Raw genomic sequence first — 18652 nt, 5'->3', positions numbered from 1 at the left:
AAAATGTCTCCCTTGCAATAGCCTTAGAAATTTTGGATTTTAGGTTGTCATTTTGCGTTTTGATTTTTGGATTTTAAATTTATTGCAAATTCAATTCTTTTTCTAATACTGGGATGGTCATAAAGAAGAAATTCTATCCAAGGATGTGGATTTATCTCTGAAAGATTTTGCTCAGCCAATTTTTGCATGGCTCTCACAAAGGCATCAGGCATTTGTGTTCTCTCAAGAGAAAATTGATCGGCTTGTCTTTCAAGTTTTCGAGAATAACCATTTTGTAAAGGCATGACGAAAAGGAAAAATAAAAAAAGAATTAGCAGAAACGTTGGCAACCCTGCAATGTTTGCAATTTCAAAAATCCCAAAAGTCGAAAGGACTATCGACAAAATTCTAGAAATAAGAAAAAATCCAAGCAGTGTTGTTCCAAAATTTAAGAAAATGAGACGCCAAATGTGTTTGTGATAATAATGCCCCAATTCATGTGCCAGCACGGTTTCTATTTCGTCCGGTTTAAAATTTGAAAGTAAAGTATCCCCTAGAATAATTCTTTTTGATTTTCCGATACCCGTAAACATAGCATTTGCCTTTTTGGTTTTCCGGCTCATATTCATTTGGAAAACGCCAATAATTTTTGCTCCGGCTTTTTCGGACAAGGCCTTTAACCTTTCGACAAGAGCGGTATCCTCTAAGGGTTTGAGTTTGTAAAAAAGTGGGAGAATGAAGGTCGGAGCAAGACGGCTTAATACAAGTGTAAACAAAAAATAGAAAAGAGTCCCTAAAATCCACCAAGTTTTTGAAAATTGTTTAAGTAAAAAATAAACCGTCTCTAGACAAACAATAGAAAAAATCAAATTTAAAAAAAAGGATTTTGTTCCATCCCAAAACCAGGAACGTAACGTTTGTTTCGAAAGTTGGAATCGGTGCTCTAAATAAAATTGACTATAATAATGGGAAGGCAGGAATACAAATGTCGATATTATTATAAAAACTACCACAAATAACATATTTTGTATGTAAAAATTGGGATTAAACAATTTAATTTGGCTATAAATTGATAAAGATAAACCACTTATTTGTATAAATAAGAGATAAATAAATGTAACTAAAAAATCAATGACAATAACTATTCTTTTTATTTTTACATAACATTTTGATTTAGAATAGATTATAGTATTATTTTTATTATTTTCCATTTTATAAATTTTTTATTTAAGGTGGGAGATTTTACATTTTTAAATTAATCGATGATGGGGCTAAAAGATCAACCAATCTCTCAAGATCATCGGATGAATAGTATTCAACTTCAATACGGCCTTTTTTAACTCCTTGTTTGATACAAACCCTTGTATGTAAAGAAGATTCCAATTTTTCCTCAATTTCTCGAACCACAGGATCCCTTCGAAGCGACCGGGTCTTATGAAGGGGAAGTTTTCTTGAAAAATGAACTTTTTCTTCTACTTCTCTCACTGAGAGACCTCTTGCAACAATCTCTTTGGAAATTTTTAATTGTTCGGAAGGATTTGAAACTCCTAAAATGGCTTTTGCATGGCCTAAGGAAATCAAACCTTTTTCAATCATCTCTTGAATTTCCTCTTGCAAATTTAAAAGTCGTAAGGTGTTTGCAACCGTCGCTCTATTTTTTCCAACTTTTTCTGCTACAGTATCTTGAGTTAATTTATAATCCCGCATCAGTTTCATAAATGCTCGGGCTTCTTCCATAGGATTGAGATTTTGGCGCTGAATATTTTCGATGATGGCAATTTCGAGAGATTTTTCATCCGTCGTTTCTTTGATCAGGGCTGGGATCGTTGTTAAAGCAAGTTCTCGAGCTGCCCTTAATCGTCTTTCTCCAGCAATTAATTCATAACGACTCCCCTGTTTTCGGACTAAAATGGGTTGAAGAATGCCATTTGTTTTAATCGAGTCCTTAAGTTCGCCTAGTGACACGGCCTCAAAATCTTTTCGAGGCTGCTGGGGATTAGCATCCACCAGGTGAATGTCAATAAACTCGACCTTGCTCGCATCAACTTTTAAATTTTCATTTTTTTGAATCAAAGCACCTAACCCTTTGCCAAGAGCTTGCTTAGCCATTTATTTAATCCTCCTTCTTAAAGACGGTTTAAAGTTTAAAGTTCAAGGTTCAAAGATCCCCACACGTAATTGTTCCGGCTTTTTCTTTGAACTTTAAATTTTGAACTTTGAACTGTTTTTTACCACAGGCACTGGTGATAAATTTCTTTCGATAACCTCCTTTGCAAATTGAAGATAACTCTCCGAAGCAATCGATTTTTCATCATAATAAAGAATGGGTTTTCCAAAACTGGGTGATTCACTTAAACGAACACTTCGAGGAATGATGGTCTCATAAACGCGATCAGGAAAATATTTTTTAACCTCGTCGATCACTTGACGCGTTAAATTGGTCCGGATATCTGCCATGGTAAACAAAATCCCTGCAATGGAAAGTGTTGGATTAATATTTTCTTTTACAAGATCCACTGTTTTAAGCAATTGACTTAGGCCCTCAAGGGCATAGTACTCACACTGAATTGGCATGAGAACAAGATCTGAAGCAGATAGCGCGTTGATGGTTAAGACATTTAATGAAGGAGGACAATCAATAATGATGGCTTCATAACTATCTTTACTGATTGATAGAGAGTTGGTTAAAATATTATTTTTATCATCAATTTCTAAAAGCTCAACTTCAGCCCCGGATAAATCAGGTAAAGATGGAATCACTTTTAAACCATCAAAAAGGGTTTCAAAAATAGCTTCTTCAAGGGGTATTTTTTTGACAAGAACATCATAAATACTATTTTTAATTTTATTTCTATCTAATCCAACCCCACTCGTCGCATTGGCTTGTGGATCAATATCGATTAATAAGGTCTTGACATTTAAACGGCATAAACAAGCCGATAGATTAACAGCCGTTGTTGTCTTCCCTACACCTCCTTTTTGATTCGTTACAGCAATGATTTTTCCCATGATCCCCCTTTTTGATCATTTTGTTCCACGTGGAACGAATTAAATGATCTTATGGATGATAAGAGGAATGATAATAATAGTTTTATGAACAATCAACATTTAAATGCAAAATGACAATGCAAAATTTAAAATACATCCATTGCAATAGCATTAGAAATTTTGGATTTTAATTTGTCATTTTGCATTTTGATTTTTAAATTTTGAATTAACCAGATCTACTTAGGTGAACTGAAAGTTTATGGTGAAACGATAAGATATATCTAAAATGCTGGCTGTGACTCGAGTTGCTTCTGCCAAGCCAGGCGTATTTTTTCTAATCTTTTTAAAATATCCAAGAAAGAAGCATCGTGATCTATAGCAACGAGCAATTCATCAATCTGATTAACTGCAAGATTCAATTTGACATCTTTTACATCTTGTTTAACCCAAATCACATTTCTTTTGATTAATTCGAGGCTTCCGGGTTTTTCTTTTCGTGAAAAAGATTGAACACCCGAAGCGACACACTCAGCTCCTTCCAAATGAACTCCTAATATAAAAAGACTCGAAATCTGAGTACTTAAACTTTCCCAACTGTTTTGTTCAGATTCGATACTTTTAATCAAACGCTCTTGAATTTGAGAAAAAGAAAGTTGGTCTAATTGAGATTGAAGTTCTACAAGCGAATTGGCTGGATTTCCCATCCGCCGAGCTGTATCAATGCTCCAAGACACATTTCGTTTGATTAAATTAAATGCTCCAGGTCGTTCAGCGTTTGAAAATGCTTCATTTAAAGAAGCTGTACACTCTGCACCTCCCAATTGAATGCCAAGAAGAAAAACATTTCTCTTCATTTCATCAGCAAGGCATATTCTATAATCAATGAAGCCAAATATGAGAGAAAGATATGAGATTTGAGCAAGCAATCTAACTTTCAATGCTACCCCCTTTTCATGTGACTACACACTCAGACAAAAATAATTTTTAAAAATCTGAAAGCTCTTACCATTATCATACATAAACTATCATTTTGCAAATCAGTCTACAGTCCACAGTCAATCAGGTCTATCCAGACTTATTGTCAGACAAGTTGAGGTGGACGGAGCAAGTTTGATTTTGTAGAAGGCCCAAATTTCGGGTGAGAGATAAGAATGACATCGTAGAAACATTTTAAATTTTGATTTGTCATTTTGATTTTTGATGTTTGATTTTTGGATTTTCATCATTGTTCCACGTGGAACAATTTTGGTCTTAGGGATAAGTTAAGAAAAATTTTCTTTCTTAACCTGATGCAGGTAAACCAATAAAGTAGAAATATCTGCTGGGGAAACACCTGAAATACGGGAAGCTTGGCCAATTGAACGTGGCTTAATAAAATTAAGTTTTTCCTGGGCCTCTATTCTTAATCCTTTAATTTTTTTAAAGTCTAAAATGAAGGGAATTTCTTTATTTTCTAATTTTAACATTTTTTCTATTAACTGGTATTCCCTGTGAATATAGCCTTCATATTTAGCTTCGATTTCAACTTGACGAATAATTTCTTGAGAAAGATCAGGTCCTTTTTTTGCCTCTTTGGACGAGTCTTTGATGGGATTGACTTGAAGCTGAATAACGTCAGCATAACTTTTTCCAGGTCTTTTCAGAATTTGATAAAGACTTTCTTGACCATGATAAGCCTTCCTTAATCGCTCCAATTCAACATCGATCATTTTTCTTTTCTCTTGAAGTTTATCATAAGCATTTCTATGGATTAGACCCACCTCATATCCATATTTCATCAATCGCATATCTGCATTATCCTGTCGAAGCAAAAGTCGATATTCTGCGCGTGAAGTAAATATTCGATAAGGCTCTTTAGTTCCCTTGGTCACAAGATCATCAATCAAAACACCGATATAAGCATCTGAACGCTTCAAAATCAGGGGTGGTTTCTCGCGCAACTTAAGTCCGGCGTTGATTCCAGCAATAAGTCCTTGGGCTGCAGCTTCTTCATAACCACTTGTTCCATTAATCTGACCCGCTAAATAAAGCCCTTCAATCCTTTTAGTCTCAAGTGTTCCATGAAGTTGCGTGGGCGGGACAAAATCATATTCTACGGCATAGCCATAGCGAATGATTTGGGCATTTTCAAGCCCGATAATCGAGCGCACAATTTTTTCCTGAACATCTTCTGGAAGACTTGTCGAAGAGCCATTGATATAAATTTCATCGGTATCCAATCCCTCGGGTTCTAAAAAAATCTGATGGCGAGGTTTATCGGAAAATCTCATGATTTTATCTTCAATGGATGGACAATACCGGGGACCAATTCCAACAATTCTACCAGAATAAAGAGGGGAGCGATGAATGTTTTCACGAATAATTGAAGCCGTCTCTTTTGTTGTATAGGTAATGTAGCAAGGCACTTGTGGCAATCTTTTCTCGACCGGAAAATGAGAAAAGGAGTAGACTCCTGGATCTCCGTGCTGAATCTCTACTTTGCTGTAGTCGATAGATCGGGCATTGATCCGTGGCGGTGTTCCTGTTTTCAGACGAATTAATTCAAATCCCAATTTTTTTAAGGAATCAGAAAGACCATACGATGGAAATTCTCCAGCCCTTCCAGCGGCGAAAGAAGACTCTCCGATGTGGCAAAGGCCTTTTAAAAAAGTTCCGGTCGTAATGATGACGATTTTAGACTTATATATTGTATTCGAATTAGTTACAACTCCTTCTACATGAGAATGTTGTGTTAAAATTTCTTCGATCATTCCTTGCTTTAAATCTAAATGGGCCTGCTTTTCAACAATATGTCTCATTTCAGCTGCATAAAGTTTTTTATCAGCTTGAGCTCGAGGTGCCCAAACGGCAGGGCCTTTGCTTGTATTAAGCATTTTAAATTGAATGCTGGTCCGGTCCGTGACCTTGGCCATTTCTCCTCCCAAGGCATCAATCTCTCGGACCAAATGTCCTTTGGCAACGCCTCCAATGGCAGGATTGCAGGGCATTTTAGCAACGGTATCCAGATTAATCGTGAAAAGGGCGGTCTCTAGGTTCATCCGGGCAGTGGCCAAGGCAGCTTCACAGCCTGCATGACCCGCTCCTACGACAATCACATCATAAGATTTTGGATAGGTATACATAGCGAAATAGCGTACAGCGTTTAGCGGTTAGCGTACAGAAAAAACAAAGATGTAGACGAAATTTTAATTGTGCTATATACTGCACAATATATACATATTTTGTGCAATCTACAGGATATAAAAATTAAATGAACAAAGAAATCATCCGACAAATATTGATTGAACAAAGAGAGGAAAGGAGAGCATTCTCTAAGAATAAAATGATTCAAAGGGAAAGTGTTTTTCTTCATCGAAAATTCATGACCTCTCATCTTATTAAGGTGGTGACAGGTGTTCGACGGTGTGGAAAATCAACCCTCTGTCAAGATCTACTCAAGAACATTCAACACGGTTATATCAATTTTGATGATGAAAGATTGATCGGGGTGAAAGCTCAAGATCTCAATAATTTTTTGGAAGTCCTCCATGAAATTCATGGAGAGATTCGATTTCTCTTTTTAGACGAAATTCAGAATGTTGAGGGTTGGGAACTTTTTGTGAATCGACTGCACAGGGCCGGATACAATATTCTTGTTACGGGAAGTAATTCTAAACTTTTGAGCCGAGAGTTGGCCACACACTTGACGGGGAGACACTTTACCCTAGAGCTTTTTCCTTTCTCCTTCAAAGAGTTTCTTCTTTATCATGATGTTTCTCTTCCCAAATCTCTTGTTGCCACGACACGTGAGAGGGCCATCCTTAAAAAACGTCTGGAGGAGTATTTGAAATATGGAGGATTCCCCGAAGTTTTTCAACTAGAGGCAAAACAGCGCTATTTACAGGAATTGTATGACCGTCTTGTAACTCGAGATATCGTTTTAAGATATAGAATCAAACATGTCTTGGATCTTAAAGAAATTGCCCTCTTTACACTTTCTCATTTTTCTTCCAGGTTGAGTTTTCACAAAATTCGAAACATTTTTGAAATGAAGAGCGTGCATACTGTAAAAAACTATCTTGACTATCTTGAAGAGGCTTATCTTTTATTTCAACTCAAGGCCTTTTCTTTTAAATTGAAAGAACAGCTGCGTGCTCCAAGAAAAATTTATTGCATTGACACGGGGCTTTTAAATGCCGTGGTCCCCCGAACTGCACCTCATCAGGGGAGAATTCTTGAAAATGCAGTTTTTTTAGAATTGAAGCGCAGGGAGAAGGAACTTTATTTCTATTCTCAAGAGGGTTTTGAAGTGGACTTCTTAATCCGAGAAGGATTAAAGACAAAGGAACTTATCCAAGTCTGTTATTCTCTTTCCTCTGAAGAAACGGTTCACCGAGAAATCCGTGCTCTTCTCAAGGCCTCAAAAGACCTATCGTGTCGAACATTAAAAATCATCACCTGGGATGAAGAAGGAAAAGAAAAAAAAGAGGGGCGAATCATCGAAATAATTCCATTTTGGAAGTGGTTGTGTGGTTAACCTCATTTCATCCCCTCATGAATATCTTTGATTAATTTGGGCAAATGCGAATTCATCCAAAGGGTCTCTTTTTTAGAAAGAACTTCTTTTGTTCCAATCCCCTCTGTTAACTCCAGACAACGATTCATTTGAATCAAGAGTTGGCTCACCTCTAAACTTTCTGAAAGATTCTCTAGGGCCTTTCTAAATTCACTTGGGTAACTCGTGTGAAGAAGGTACAAATCATAAATGTCCGTGGGTTCAATTCGATCCACAATGCAGTGGAGTTTCTCCAGAATCATATCTTTTTCAGATAAAATAGGACAGTGGAATTGAGGATCATAAAGTAACGTTACCGGACGCCAAATTTTTCCAATATCGACTTTTGTTTCAAATTTGGGATAGTGAATATACAGTTGACAGAAATGCTCCCCTCGACGTGTGATTTCATATCGAACTTTTTCACGTTTACATTGTTTGACGACTTCAAGCATCGCTTTATGACTTGAAATCCCCTCATTTGAGGAAAGAACATCTACGTCTTTGCTGTAACGTGAATACTGGGGAAGCCTTAAAGTCAACCATGTTCCTCCCGAAAGGGCATAATTTTTGCGAATAAGCGGGACTTTTAAAACCCATTGGGCAAGCAATAAAATATCTTCTCTAGAATGTTCTTTAAGGATTTTTCTCATAAAGTCCTCGAATCATGCTCTTACGGAAAATCCTTTCAAGAGGGGTTCTTCCTTCACAGGCGTATTTTTCTGCGACGGATTTTGGAATCATTTTAGGAATAAGCTGAGGGGCACGTCTAAAGAGAATAGGAATTGCTTCTTCTTTCGATGGAATGGATTGTTCTCTCCAGAAGATTGAATATCGAACTTTTTTTCGAGGCCTTCCAGAAGAATAACCATCTTGAATTTTTTTAAAACGATCAAAAGAAGATAACGGAATAAACCACATGTGCCCCTTTTTTAAACATTGTTTTAAGCGCTTTTCTCGACAATATCGAGCCATTAAGGATTTTGTAATTCCTAGTTTTTTTGCTGCTTCGGTTGCAGTCAGAAAAATATCTTGTAGCATGGATTTATTATACACTATTTTGAACAATTTATTAAAAATATTTTTAGCATCCGCTTTTTTAACGAGGCAAACCTTTAAGAAAAAATAGGGTGTTTTTCGTTTATAAAAGGTATTTTTCGGGATGAAGATTACTTTCCAATACAAAATCTCGAAAAAATGGACTGAATGATTTCTTCATCAATCGATTTTCCTGAGAATTCATCCAATTTCTGAATGGCATTTTTGAGATCACTTGCGATGAGGTCGTCCCCTAAGTCTTCCCTTAAGGCTTTTTGGGCGGATTCCAAAGACTCCAAAACGCTTTCAAGGATTTCTTGATGCCGTGCATTGATCAGATATTCACATTCAAGCAAGTCACTGTGTTTTGTCATCCAATGCTCAATCATTGTTTCAAGCTCTAGTGTTCCAGAATTTTGAAGGGCTGAGGTTTCTAAGGAAGGCCTCTCAGGAAACATTTGAAGAATGGCTTCTTTATTTATTTTAAAGGGTAAATCGCTTTTATTGAAAATGAGAATGGCCTCTTTTCCATTTGAAAGATGCTGCTGGGGATAAACCAGATTGGGCTCTTCGGAAACGTCAAAAATCCAAAGAATAAGATCGGCTTCTTCAAGTTTTTGATGGGTGATCTTCATCCCTTTTTCTTCGGCAATATTTTCAGCTTTTCGAAAACCTGCTGTATCCGTAAAATGAACCGGAATCCCCTTTTTTTGAGTTTCAAATCCGATGGCGTCTCTCGTTGTGCCAGGAAGTTCAGTCACGATGGCTGTTTCTTTCCCTGCTAAGGCATTGAGAAGGCTTGATTTCCCAACATTGGGTTCTCCCGCTAAAACAATTTTAAGACCTTCCTTTAAAAGGGTCTGAATTTTTGCAGATTTTAAGAAATCTTGAACGATGTGTCTTACCTTTTTAAGAATTTCAGTAAAAGCATTTTTTGAAACCTCTTCAGGCACATAGTCTGGAAAATCAATATTGGCTTGAGTTTCGACCATCACATGAAATAAAGATGCCCGAACGTCTAAAAGTTTTTGCGACAAAAGACCTTGCACCTGTTTTAGGGCATATTTTCTCTGATATTCCGTTTTGGATTGAATGAGATCAATCACCCCTTCCGCCTGAGAAAGATCCATACGGCCATTCAGAAAAGCCCTTTTTGTAAATTCTCCAGGTTCGGCCAGCCGAGCCCCTTTCTCGAGGGATAATGAAAGAACTCTTTTTAAGATGTAAGGGCCTCCATGGCAATGGATTTCAAATATATTTTCTTTTGTATAACTTTTGGGGGAGCGCATCAGACACGCCATCCCTTCATCGATCGTTTCATTCTCTTCACAAATCTCTCCAAAGTAAAAATGATGCGATTTGAAAGAGGAAGGTAAACAGCCCTTTTTAGACCTAAAAAGGTGGTCCGCAATGGTCAGGGTTTGGGGCCCACTCAAACGGATGATTCCGATCGCCCCTTCTCCGGGAGGGGTAGCAATAGAAGCAATGGTATCGTCAAGTGAGCTCATCATATGAAGAGGACTATAGGTGTGTAAAAGATGAGAATCAAGTTAAAAGTAATTTTACTCTGAGATGATTCTATAAATTCCTAAGATAACTTGGAAAAAGTAAAGTATTAGGTTATACTTTATAGTATGAAAGACCTTTTACTACGCATCGAAGAAAAAAAGGGGAAATTTCAAGCTCATCAACCCTGGCCCATGGCTCTTGTCAAAAATTTAGACGAGTGGTTCAAAATAGAGTTGACTTATACCTCCAATGCGATCGAAGGAAACACACTGACCCGTCAAGAGACGGCCTTAATCGTCGAAAAAGGAATCACGGTTGAAGGGAAATCCATCCGAGAACATTTGGAAGCGGTCAACCATGCTCAAGCGTATGAATGGATCCAAAAACTTGTCAAAAAAAAGGTTAAAGATATTACGGAAGAGACTATTTTAGATATTCATTCCATGATTCTCCAAAACATTGATTCATCCCATGCAGGGCGCTATCGCACTGTTCCTGTACGAATTGCGGGATCTACGGTCATCATGCCCAACGCAAGGAAAGTCCCTGGTTTGATGGAAGCATTCATAAGCGAGCTCAAGATTAGAGAGAACAGCATTGAAGTTGCAGCAGACGCTCACTTTAGACTTGTAAGCATTCATCCCTTCATTGATGGAAATGGACGAACGGCTAGGCTCCTGATGAATTTAATCCTGATGCAGGGAGGCTATCCACCTGCCATCATTAGGAAAGAAGATAGAAGAGCTTATATCAATAGCATCGAAAAAGGACAATTATACGGAGACCTTTCAGATTATTACCCTCTTATCTTTACCGCAGTAGAGCGTTCTCTGGACATTTACTTAGAAACCCTAGAACCACCAGAATCTCCTCTGGGCATTCCTCCCAAATTGCTTAAAATGGGTCAACTCGCAAAGGTGACTCACGAAACTGTCCCAACGATTCGGTACTGGACAAAAGAGGGACTTTTGAAAGCAGCTCAACATTCTAAAGGTGGATATCAACTTTACTCTGAAGAAATGATTCCCAAAATTCACAAAATCCGCCAGCTACAAAAAGAAAAGCGGCTTACGATTGCTGAGTTGAAAAGAGTTTTGAAAGAAATAAGCTACTGAGATACGCCTGCTCTACGAGCGAGTTATTTTTGGCTCCAATCTTTCTTGTCCCGCGTCTCCACAATCACTTTTCCAATTTTGTAATTCTCAAAATGGCGATGGGTGGTTACCTTGCGAGATGCCTTAATTCCTATTTGATCTCGTTGGTTCTAGAAAGAACGAGAGCTGCATACTCAATCAATTGAGGGTGGTTTGGATTTTGAAGAATAGCTTTCGCTTTCTTATGCGAGAGTCGTTACGGTTACGTGGTGATATCCTTTGCGAGTTACAAATAGATCCACAAAAAATAAAGGCTAGTTTATTTTGATTTCCTTTTCGTATGTCTCAACAGCCTGCTGAAGGAAATGAAGGATTTGTGCATGTAGGGATCGGGTCTCCTTCTTTGAAATCCGGACAAGTTTCTTATGCAGATTTTCCGAAAGGCGAAGCTCAAATCGAACAATTTTTTTCATGGAGAAATTATGACTTTATTGAAACGACTTGACAATACCATTATATTAATGGTTTAATAATGGTATATTGATTCACATTTCAATCACTTCCTATTCTGAACCAGGGTATCTTGTGTAGATGAAGTTTTACCCCCTTCGATCAAAGCAAGTTTCTTGATTCTCGGCAATGCCTTCACTTTACCTTCTCGAATGAGGGCATCGGATTTGGTTTTACAGGTTTCTTGATAAACGAGTCGAAGGGGAAGACGGGAACGGGTATAGCGGGCCCCTTTTCCTTTGGAGTGTGTTTTAAAACGTTTTTCAATATTTTTCGTAATCCCGGTATACAAAGAAAGATCGCTGCATTTCAAAATATAGAGAAACCATTTTTTACTCACGACTCCCTCTCCCTTTTATCCTCTGTAGTCGCCCGATTCATCGGGCAAATTCGTGCAAGGGGCATGGCCCCATAAATGGGGCGACTACAAATTCTTAATTTTTTATAATTAACTTAGCATTTTTATTTTTTTGCGGTTGAAAATGTTTTGAGGTCTGCTATTCTAAAATGTAGAGCACTCGAGTTGAGGGTGAGAGATGAATGCATTAAGAGAAAAAAAGGGGGGAGTTTTTCACTCTTAAAATCATGCGAGTCGGGTTAACCTATAATCTTAAAAAGCGAGATCAAGACCCGGCAGACGAGCACGGTGCTGAATGGGATACGCCTGAGACCATTCAAGCCATTGTCCATGCCCTTTCTCGTCAACATAAGGTGGTTCCTCTGATTGCAGATCACGCTGTTTTTTCCCAATTAAGAAAAAATGAATTGGATATTGTGTTTAACATTGCTGAAGGGGATAAAGGCCCCAACCGCGAATCGCATATTCCATCCTTTTTAGAATTTTTGGATATTCCCTATACAGGATCAGATCCCTTTACCTTAAGTGCCTGTTTGAATAAAGCCAGAACGAAAGAGATTCTCGCTTTTTATGGAATTCCTACCCCTTCCTTTCAAGTGGTGAGGGAAGCGAGTTCCTTGCGTTGGCAGGGTTCTTTTCCTGTTTTGGTCAAACCGCTTTGGGAAGGTTCGAGTATGGGTATTCATGATGCTTCTTGGGTTGACAACCGAGCCTCTCTTCATCAAAAAGTTGAAGACATTCTTGATCAATATCGACAGCCGGTGATCATTGAAGAGGTTTTGAAAGGGAGAGAATTTACGGTCGCCTTGATTGGGAATAGAGATGCCCTTTCAGTTCTTCCAGTGGTTGAGGTGAGACTGGATGTTTTGCCGCCTCAAGCCCGTCCGATCTATTCGTATGAAGCCAAGTGGATTTGGGATACTCCGGATCGGCCTTTAGGTATTTTTGAATGTCCCGCCCGCATGGACCCTTTATTGGAAGAGAACGTGATCAAGATTTCAAAATCTGCTTTTAACGCTTTGGGATGTCGAGATTGGTGCCGGATCGACATTCGGCTCGATCGAAAAGGGAATCCTCATATCTTAGAGCTTAATCCGCTTCCGGGAATTTTGCCGGATCCACTCCAGAATTCTTGTTTTCCAAAAGCGGCTCGGGTGGCCGGGATCAGTTATGACGACATGATTCTTAAAATTTTGAATGTAGCTTTAGAGCGTTACGAGACTTCCAGCTCTGAATATAAAGTGGGGAGTCAAAAATGAAAATTGGCATTCTTTATGATGCGACCCCTGGTCATCAAACCGATCTTGAGGCTAAAGGAGCCTTGGATGTTTTGAAAGATGTCGAGACCATTTCGGATATTTTAAGGACAGATGGGTTTGAAATTCAACCGATGGGCCTGGATCTACCTGTGATTCGTAAATTTGGAAATTTGATGGATTCAAAAGTCGATTTGGTTTTTAATTTATGTGAGGGACTTGGGGAAGAAAGTAGTTTCGAAATTCATGTGGCTTCACTTCTTGAACTTTTGGGTCTTCCCTTTACGGGGACGGGGCCTTTGGGCTTAGCACTTTGTCATGATAAGGCCAGGGCAAAAGAGCTCTTAAGTTTTCATGAAATCTCTACGCCAAAGCATGAGGTCATTGAATGGGGAGACGCCATGAACAAAAAAGGATTGGACTACCCTCTCATTGTTAAACCCATTCATGAGGATGGTAGTTTCGGGATTGAGGAAGACTCGGTGGTGAGTGAGGACGCTCAATTAAAATCCAAGGTTCGTCAAATTCATCAGAATTTTAAACAGGCGGCCATTGTTGAAGAATTTATCGATGGCCGTGAATTTAATGTTTCTATTCTAGGAAATGAGCCTTTTCTTTTTACTCACATTCGTGAAATTCAATTTTTGTCTTCCCGTCGTCCCAGAATTATTAGCTTTGCCTCGAAATGGAAAAAATCAAGCTTGGGTTATCGTACGACGATTGGAACTCAGGTGACGGATTTGTCCGAAAAAATAAAAAAATTGATGCTCAATGCCGCCCTTCAGTGTTTTCAGATTTTTAAGATGAGGGATTATGCGAGGATTGATTTTAGAATGGGGAAAAGTCAAATCCCTTATGTGATTGATATTAATCCAAATCCATGTATTTCTGCCGACTCGGGAATGAGTATGGCGGCAAAGGATCAAGGATATTCATATGAAGAACTTATTCGAAGAATTACCTTCCTTGCACTTGAGCGAAATCAAATTCTCGATCGAAGAGCCCTTGGAACACGATCGAAAAAAAATTGAATTAATTCTCGAGGAAGGAAAGGTTTTTAGCAAAGAGGAGATTGCGTGTGGTCTTTCTCTTTTTGATGAATATATTCGAAGGGGATCGGATCCCAACGAATATGTTTTTTGTTGTGCCTATTCTTCTGATAAGGAAATTTTAGGGTTGATGTGCTATGGGCGGGTTCCTTTAACGGATCGCGTTTATGATCTTTATTGGATTGTGACAGATACAAAATATCAGGGGGCAGGGGTTGGAAGTTTCCTGATGAAGGAATTAAGCAATCGCCTTCAAGGGTTAAAGGCGAGAATGGTCTTGGCCGAGACTTCTTCAAGGGTTGATTATGAGAAGGCCCGGCGGTTTTATTTACGCCATGGTTTTTTTGAGGTGTCTACCATTCAAGATTATTATGCATGGGGTGATGACTTGATTGTTTACGGGAAAAGATACGAAAATCGTGCTTAAGGGATCCGTCAAAAAGGAGAAATTCCGCTGAACACAAAAATACAAGAAAAGTTTAATGCAACTCCTGAAGAATGGAGTAATTGGCATTGGCAGATGCGTCACCGGATTACAACGGGAAAGGAGCTGAAAAAATACATCGATCTTTCTACCGAGGAAGAAAAGGGGATTGAATGGGCTTCACGACAAAGAAGTCTTCCCTTAGCCGTGACTCCTTTTTTTGTGTCCTTAATGGATCCCAAGGATCCCCATTGTCCGATTCGTAAACAAGTCATTTGCCGTGTGGAAGAATCCTATGATGCCCTTTTTGATATGCAAGATCCTTGCGGAGAAGACGCCCACAGTCCTGTGCCCAATCTGGTTCATCGTTATCCAGATCGTGTGTTGTTGATTGCCACCGATCGGTGTCTTTCCTACTGCCGCTATTGTACGCGTAAACGTATTGTGGGAAGTGGGGAACTCGGGCTTCCAACAGAAAAAATAGACCGAATTTGTGATTATTTAGAAAGGACCCCTCAGGTCCGTGATGTCCTGATTTCAGGTGGGGATCCCCTCATTCTTTCAGATGAGAGAATTGATCACCTTCTCGGTCGTTTGAGAAAAATTAAGCATTTAGAAATTCTTCGGATCGGTTCACGAGGGCCCATTTTTATTCCTCAGCGAATTACACCTAGACTGGTCGCCATTCTTCGTAAATATCATCCTTTCATGATGAGCATTCATATCAACCATCCTCAGGAATTGGCGCCGGAGGTTCATGCGGCTCTCGAGATGTTGGCGGATGGCGGAATTCCCCTGGGAAGTCAGACTGTTTTACTGAAAGGGGTCAATGATCAACCTGAAATTATTATGAAACTTTGTCATAACTTACTGAAGGCAAGAGTTAGACCTTACTATCTTTATCAGTGTGATCCCGTTTTTGGGACAGAACATTTTCGGACCTCGGTTGATGTGGGAGTCAAAATCATTGAGAAATTAAGAGGACATACGACAGGCTATGCGATTCCTACGTTTGTGGTCGATGCCCCTGGGGGAGGAGGGAAAATACCCCTTTCTCCAAATTATCTCGTTTCGAAAATTAGGGGTAAGACCATTTTACGTAATTATGAAAATAAAGTTTTTGAATATCATGATCCGATCGAAGAGAAGCTTAAGAAAAAGAAATTGAAGGTGTCTCTCCCTTCGACCCAAATGCTTCTCCCCCTCTCGATCGAAGAACTAGAACGTGCTTCTGAAGGATTTGGAAGCATGCTAAAATCTGCTTCCAAAAGAGCCATGCGTTAATCGGTGATTGACTCATTGAATGAAAGGGACTTGCCTTGGAATTGATCGATTTAGGCATTGCCTGGGAATGGGAGTACGATAAAGATTTTGTAAATTTGATTGAAAAAGAATCTGCAGCCCATTCCTTAAAATGTCTGACCGTCCATCCAGAAAATTTCAGAGAAGTTTCTAAAAAAATTGAGAAGGGAGAAATCCAATTCCTTTCCTATTTAGATCGGGCAGGGGATGTCCTTCCAGATTTTGCCCTGGTTTCACGGCGTGTCATGGAAGAGGGAACGTGGGTGATTAATCCCCTGAAGGAGGTCGAGAGAGCCCGAGACAAGGCGACCATGCATTTGGAGTTTTTAACCAAAGGGCTTCAGGTCCCCTTCACCGTTATCTTGTCCCCTTATGATAAAGATCCAGAATTGAGAGTGAGTGAGCTTGAGCAACTGGGGAGACCCTTTATTATCAAACCTGCCTGTGGAGGGGGTGGTTTGGGGGTTGTCATGGGTGCTGAAAATTTGATGGATGTGATTGAGGTGCGCAAGGAATACCGTGCCGATAAATATCTTTTGCAAAAAAAAATTAACCCTAAATATTTTGGATCCCATCGTGCTTGGTTCCGTTCCTATTATGTTTGTGAGAAGGTGATCTCTTGCTGGTGGGATGATCAGACCCATCTTTATGAAGCGATTACGTTGGAGGAAAAATTAATGTATCGATTGGCCAAATTGAGGGAAATTACGAAGTCCATTTCTGAAGTGGCTCGGCTCAATTTTTTTTCAACAGAGATTGCTGTGGATGAAGAAGAAAAATTTATCGTTGTGGATTATGTGAATGAACCTTGTGATATGCGCATTCAGTTGCTTCATCGGGATGGAGTTCCTTTGGAGGTTGTAAGTGAGATCGTCCAGTCGATTTTATTAGGAGTGAAGAAAAGGAAGAAGGTTTTTGCGTCTAGGAATGTTCTTCTTCTTTAACATCGTCAAACTTGTAAATGATTTCCTTTGGTTTTGACATCCCAAGCTCCTCCCGAGCCACTTTTTCAATGGAGACCGGATCATTCTTCAATTTTTTAATTTGTTCTTCCAAATCTCGATTATGCAATTCTAGCTTCGCAATTTCATCTTCAAGAGCGCTGATCTGTTGTTGGGTTTTAGCCAGCCGCAAGAAATTTGGATAGAAAAGATAGACCAGGAGGCAAAAAACTAAAAAAAGCAAAACGCCCATTTTCCAGCGGTCAAGTTTCATGTTTAAACCAAAAATCAAATATCAAAAATCAAAATTAAGGAATTTATTTTTTACTCACGACGGTTCTTAAATATTCCCTCCAAAAAGACCTCGCCCTGAAAGACTTTCTTCAATTCTTAAGAGCTGATTGTATTTTGCAATCCGGTCTGTTCGAGAGAGCGAGCCCGTTTTGATTTGTCCCACATTGGTCGCAACAGCGAGATCGGCGATGGTTGCGTCTTCTGTTTCACCAGATCGGTGACTGATCATCGCGGTATAGCCCGCTTCTTTGGCAAGTTCAATGGCATTGAGCGTTTCGGTCAAAGTTCCAATTTGGTTGACTTTGATCAGAATGGAGTTTGCAACCCCTGAAGTAATGCCCTTCTCGAGCCGTTGGGTATTGGTAACAAATAAATCATCTCCAACCAATTGAACACGATCCCCGAGCGCTTCGGTCAATTTTTTCCAACCTTCCCAGTCATCTTCCGACAATCCATCCTCGATTGAAATAATGGGATATTTATCGACCATCTGGGTATAAAAATCAATCATTGCGCTAGAATTTAAACTCATTTTTTTGCTTTTGAAGGTATAGCGATCCGTTTTTTCTTCAAAAAAGGAAGCGGAGGCAGCATCGAGTGCAAGGGCAATATCTCGACCTGGGGCATAACCACTTTTTTCAATGGCTTCCAATATCAGCTGAATGGCTTCTTCATTAGAAGAAAGATTTGGGGCAAAACCTCCCTCGTCTCCGACGGATGTTGAAAACCCCCTTTTATGGAGGACATCTTTGAGATTATGAAAAGTTTCGGCGCCCCATCTGAGGGCCTCACGAAAAGAAGAGGCTCCCCGAGGGACAATCATAAACTCTTGCAAATCCAAATTGTTATCTGCATGCATTCCTCCATTCACAATATTCATGAAAGGAACGGGAAGCACTTTTGCGTTAACACCACCGATATACTGATAAAGCGGAAGACCTGCGGCAAGACTCGCCGCTCTGGAAACGGCGAGGCTCACCCCCAATGTGGCATTGGCGCCTAATTTGGCTTTATTTTCAGTTCCGTCGATTTCTAAAAGCGTCTCATCCAATTGAATTTGATCCGTCGCATCCATTCCGACGATCTGGGGAGCGATGATCTCATTCACATTTTGGGCTGCCTTCAAGACTCCTTTTCCACGATAACGAGCCTTATCCCCATCTCTCAATTCCAGGGCTTCATGGATGCCCGTTGAGGCCCCAGAAGGGACAGCGGCTCTTCCAAGAAAACCATTCTCTAAAACCACATCCACTTCCAAAGTAGGATTACCGCGAGAATCTAAAATTTCACGAGCGTGGACTTCTAAAATTTTATGGATCATAGCATTTCCTCTCTCAATAAATTCTTATCAAACTCAAGACTCACTACTCAAAACT

19 protein-coding genes are annotated in these 18652 nt (G+C 39.4%); 8 read left to right on the top strand and 11 right to left on the bottom strand.

The window, feature by feature from the left end; all coding sequences use genetic code 11:
• Positions 1 to 47: 47 nt before the first annotated feature.
• The 5 genes from HYS07_10495 to mnmG form a co-directional block, all read right to left on the bottom strand.
• Entirely contained in the window at positions 48 to 1190 is a 1143-nt protein-coding gene (locus HYS07_10495; GenBank protein ID MBI1871606.1) for a M48 family metallopeptidase, read from the bottom strand.
• Positions 1191 to 1221: 31 nt separating this feature from the next.
• Positions 1222 to 2088 carry a ParB/RepB/Spo0J family partition protein gene (locus HYS07_10490; GenBank protein MBI1871605.1) on the bottom strand — a complete coding sequence of 289 codons (867 nt, stop codon included), beginning with the start codon at positions 2086 to 2088 and terminating at the stop codon, positions 1222 to 1224.
• Positions 2089 to 2181: 93 nt separating this feature from the next.
• Positions 2182 to 2988, bottom strand: a complete 807-nt coding sequence (locus HYS07_10485; protein ID MBI1871604.1) for a ParA family protein — start codon at positions 2986 to 2988, stop codon at positions 2182 to 2184.
• 260 nt (positions 2989 to 3248) lie between these two features.
• Complete coding sequence (locus tag HYS07_10480; protein ID MBI1871603.1) at positions 3249 to 3905, bottom strand: hypothetical protein; 657 nt, start codon at positions 3903 to 3905, stop codon at positions 3249 to 3251.
• Between the two features lie 324 nt (positions 3906 to 4229).
• Positions 4230 to 6089 (bottom strand): tRNA uridine-5-carboxymethylaminomethyl(34) synthesis enzyme MnmG, encoded by a 1860-nt coding sequence (gene mnmG / locus HYS07_10475; protein MBI1871602.1) that lies wholly within the window; start codon positions 6087 to 6089, stop codon positions 4230 to 4232.
• Positions 6090 to 6217: 128 nt separating this feature from the next.
• Here mnmG and HYS07_10470 point away from each other — a divergent pair, with 128 nt between their 5' ends.
• Positions 6218 to 7483, top strand: coding sequence for an ATP-binding protein (locus tag HYS07_10470; GenBank protein MBI1871601.1), 1266 nt, complete (start codon positions 6218 to 6220; stop codon positions 7481 to 7483).
• Positions 7484 to 7485: 2 nt separating this feature from the next.
• Here the strand turns inward: HYS07_10470 and HYS07_10465 are convergent, their stop codons facing one another.
• From HYS07_10465 to mnmE, 3 genes are all read right to left on the bottom strand, one after another.
• Positions 7486 to 8154, bottom strand: coding sequence for a nucleotidyl transferase AbiEii/AbiGii toxin family protein (locus tag HYS07_10465; protein MBI1871600.1), 669 nt, complete (start codon positions 8152 to 8154; stop codon positions 7486 to 7488).
• On the bottom strand, positions 8138 to 8542 hold the full coding sequence (locus HYS07_10460; protein ID MBI1871599.1) for a helix-turn-helix domain-containing protein: 405 nt from the start codon (positions 8540 to 8542) through the stop codon (positions 8138 to 8140). Before HYS07_10460 ends, HYS07_10465 begins: the two co-directional genes overlap by 17 nt.
• A 128-nt stretch (positions 8543 to 8670) precedes the next feature.
• Positions 8671 to 10050 (bottom strand): tRNA uridine-5-carboxymethylaminomethyl(34) synthesis GTPase MnmE, encoded by a 1380-nt coding sequence (gene mnmE / locus HYS07_10455; GenBank protein ID MBI1871598.1) that lies wholly within the window; start codon positions 10048 to 10050, stop codon positions 8671 to 8673.
• Positions 10051 to 10173: 123 nt separating this feature from the next.
• On the opposite strand from mnmE, the gene HYS07_10450 reads away from it, so the two are divergent.
• Together HYS07_10450 and HYS07_10445 are read left to right on the top strand one after the other, a co-directional pair.
• Complete coding sequence (locus HYS07_10450) at positions 10174 to 11163, top strand: Fic family protein (protein ID MBI1871597.1); 990 nt, start codon at positions 10174 to 10176, stop codon at positions 11161 to 11163.
• A 319-nt stretch (positions 11164 to 11482) separates the two neighbouring features.
• Complete coding sequence (locus tag HYS07_10445) at positions 11483 to 11647, top strand: hypothetical protein (protein ID MBI1871596.1); 165 nt, start codon at positions 11483 to 11485, stop codon at positions 11645 to 11647.
• 51 nt (positions 11648 to 11698) lie between these two features.
• Here HYS07_10445 and HYS07_10440 read toward each other — a convergent pair whose 3' ends face one another.
• On the bottom strand, positions 11699 to 11992 hold the full coding sequence (locus HYS07_10440; protein ID MBI1871595.1) for a GIY-YIG nuclease family protein: 294 nt from the start codon (positions 11990 to 11992) through the stop codon (positions 11699 to 11701).
• A gap of 245 nt (positions 11993 to 12237) precedes the next feature.
• Between HYS07_10440 and HYS07_10435 the strand changes: the two genes are divergently transcribed.
• Genes HYS07_10435 through HYS07_10415 form a run of 5 tightly spaced genes read left to right on the top strand, consistent with a single transcriptional unit; the run spans position 12238 to position 16985 of the window.
• The gene (locus tag HYS07_10435) at positions 12238 to 13269 is read left to right on the top strand and encodes a D-alanine--D-alanine ligase (protein MBI1871594.1); all 1032 of its coding nucleotides are present in this window, start codon (positions 12238 to 12240) and stop codon (positions 13267 to 13269) included.
• Positions 13266 to 14297, top strand: coding sequence for an ATP-grasp domain-containing protein (locus HYS07_10430; GenBank protein MBI1871593.1), 1032 nt, complete (start codon positions 13266 to 13268; stop codon positions 14295 to 14297). The genes HYS07_10435 and HYS07_10430 overlap by 4 nt, the downstream gene beginning before the upstream one ends.
• Positions 14272 to 14742, top strand: a complete 471-nt coding sequence (locus tag HYS07_10425) for a GNAT family N-acetyltransferase (GenBank protein ID MBI1871592.1) — start codon at positions 14272 to 14274, stop codon at positions 14740 to 14742. Before HYS07_10430 ends, HYS07_10425 begins: the two co-directional genes overlap by 26 nt.
• Before the next feature lie 27 nt (positions 14743 to 14769).
• Positions 14770 to 16023, top strand: coding sequence for a KamA family radical SAM protein (locus tag HYS07_10420; protein MBI1871591.1), 1254 nt, complete (start codon positions 14770 to 14772; stop codon positions 16021 to 16023).
• 35 nt (positions 16024 to 16058) lie between these two features.
• Complete coding sequence (locus HYS07_10415) at positions 16059 to 16985, top strand: hypothetical protein (GenBank protein ID MBI1871590.1); 927 nt, start codon at positions 16059 to 16061, stop codon at positions 16983 to 16985.
• On the opposite strand, the gene HYS07_10410 is transcribed toward HYS07_10415, so the two are convergent.
• Together HYS07_10410 and eno are read right to left on the bottom strand one after the other, a co-directional pair.
• The gene (locus HYS07_10410) at positions 16963 to 17256 is read right to left on the bottom strand and encodes a septum formation initiator family protein (GenBank protein MBI1871589.1); all 294 of its coding nucleotides are present in this window, start codon (positions 17254 to 17256) and stop codon (positions 16963 to 16965) included. The genes HYS07_10415 and HYS07_10410 overlap by 23 nt on opposite strands.
• 66 nt (positions 17257 to 17322) lie before the next feature.
• The gene (eno, locus tag HYS07_10405) at positions 17323 to 18594 is read right to left on the bottom strand and encodes a phosphopyruvate hydratase (protein MBI1871588.1); all 1272 of its coding nucleotides are present in this window, start codon (positions 18592 to 18594) and stop codon (positions 17323 to 17325) included.
• Between the last annotated feature and the right edge of the window lie 58 nt (positions 18595 to 18652).

This window comes from Chlamydiota bacterium, from assembly GCA_016178055.1.
GTDB lineage: Bacteria > Auribacterota > JACPWU01 > JACPWU01 > JACPWU01 > JACOUC01.
The sequence above is the reverse complement of the archived record's forward strand: the minus strand, read 5'-3'. Positions and strand labels throughout refer to the sequence as shown.

What these genes read in the sequence shown, in the direction of transcription:
- HYS07_10495 (MBI1871606.1), bottom strand. Translation starts at nt 1,190, where the DNA reads ATGGAAAATAATAAAAATAATACTATAATCTATTCTAAATCAAAATGT.
- HYS07_10490 (MBI1871605.1), bottom strand. Translation starts at nt 2,088, where the DNA reads ATGGCTAAGCAAGCTCTTGGCAAAGGGTTAGGTGCTTTGATTCAAAAA.
- HYS07_10485 (MBI1871604.1), bottom strand. Translation starts at nt 2,988, where the DNA reads ATGGGAAAAATCATTGCTGTAACGAATCAAAAAGGAGGTGTAGGGAAG.
- mnmG (MBI1871602.1), bottom strand. Translation starts at nt 6,089, where the DNA reads ATGTATACCTATCCAAAATCTTATGATGTGATTGTCGTAGGAGCGGGT.
- HYS07_10470 (MBI1871601.1), top strand. Translation starts at nt 6,218, where the DNA reads ATGAACAAAGAAATCATCCGACAAATATTGATTGAACAAAGAGAGGAA.
- HYS07_10465 (MBI1871600.1), bottom strand. Translation starts at nt 8,154, where the DNA reads ATGAGAAAAATCCTTAAAGAACATTCTAGAGAAGATATTTTATTGCTT.
- HYS07_10460 (MBI1871599.1), bottom strand. Translation starts at nt 8,542, where the DNA reads ATGCTACAAGATATTTTTCTGACTGCAACCGAAGCAGCAAAAAAACTA.
- mnmE (MBI1871598.1), bottom strand. Translation starts at nt 10,050, where the DNA reads ATGATGAGCTCACTTGACGATACCATTGCTTCTATTGCTACCCCTCCC.
- HYS07_10450 (MBI1871597.1), top strand. Translation starts at nt 10,174, where the DNA reads ATGAAAGACCTTTTACTACGCATCGAAGAAAAAAAGGGGAAATTTCAA.
- HYS07_10445 (MBI1871596.1), top strand. Translation starts at nt 11,483, where the DNA reads ATGTCTCAACAGCCTGCTGAAGGAAATGAAGGATTTGTGCATGTAGGG.
- HYS07_10435 (MBI1871594.1), top strand. Translation starts at nt 12,238, where the DNA reads ATGCGAGTCGGGTTAACCTATAATCTTAAAAAGCGAGATCAAGACCCG.
- HYS07_10430 (MBI1871593.1), top strand. Translation starts at nt 13,266, where the DNA reads ATGAAAATTGGCATTCTTTATGATGCGACCCCTGGTCATCAAACCGAT.
- HYS07_10410 (MBI1871589.1), bottom strand. Translation starts at nt 17,256, where the DNA reads ATGAAACTTGACCGCTGGAAAATGGGCGTTTTGCTTTTTTTAGTTTTT.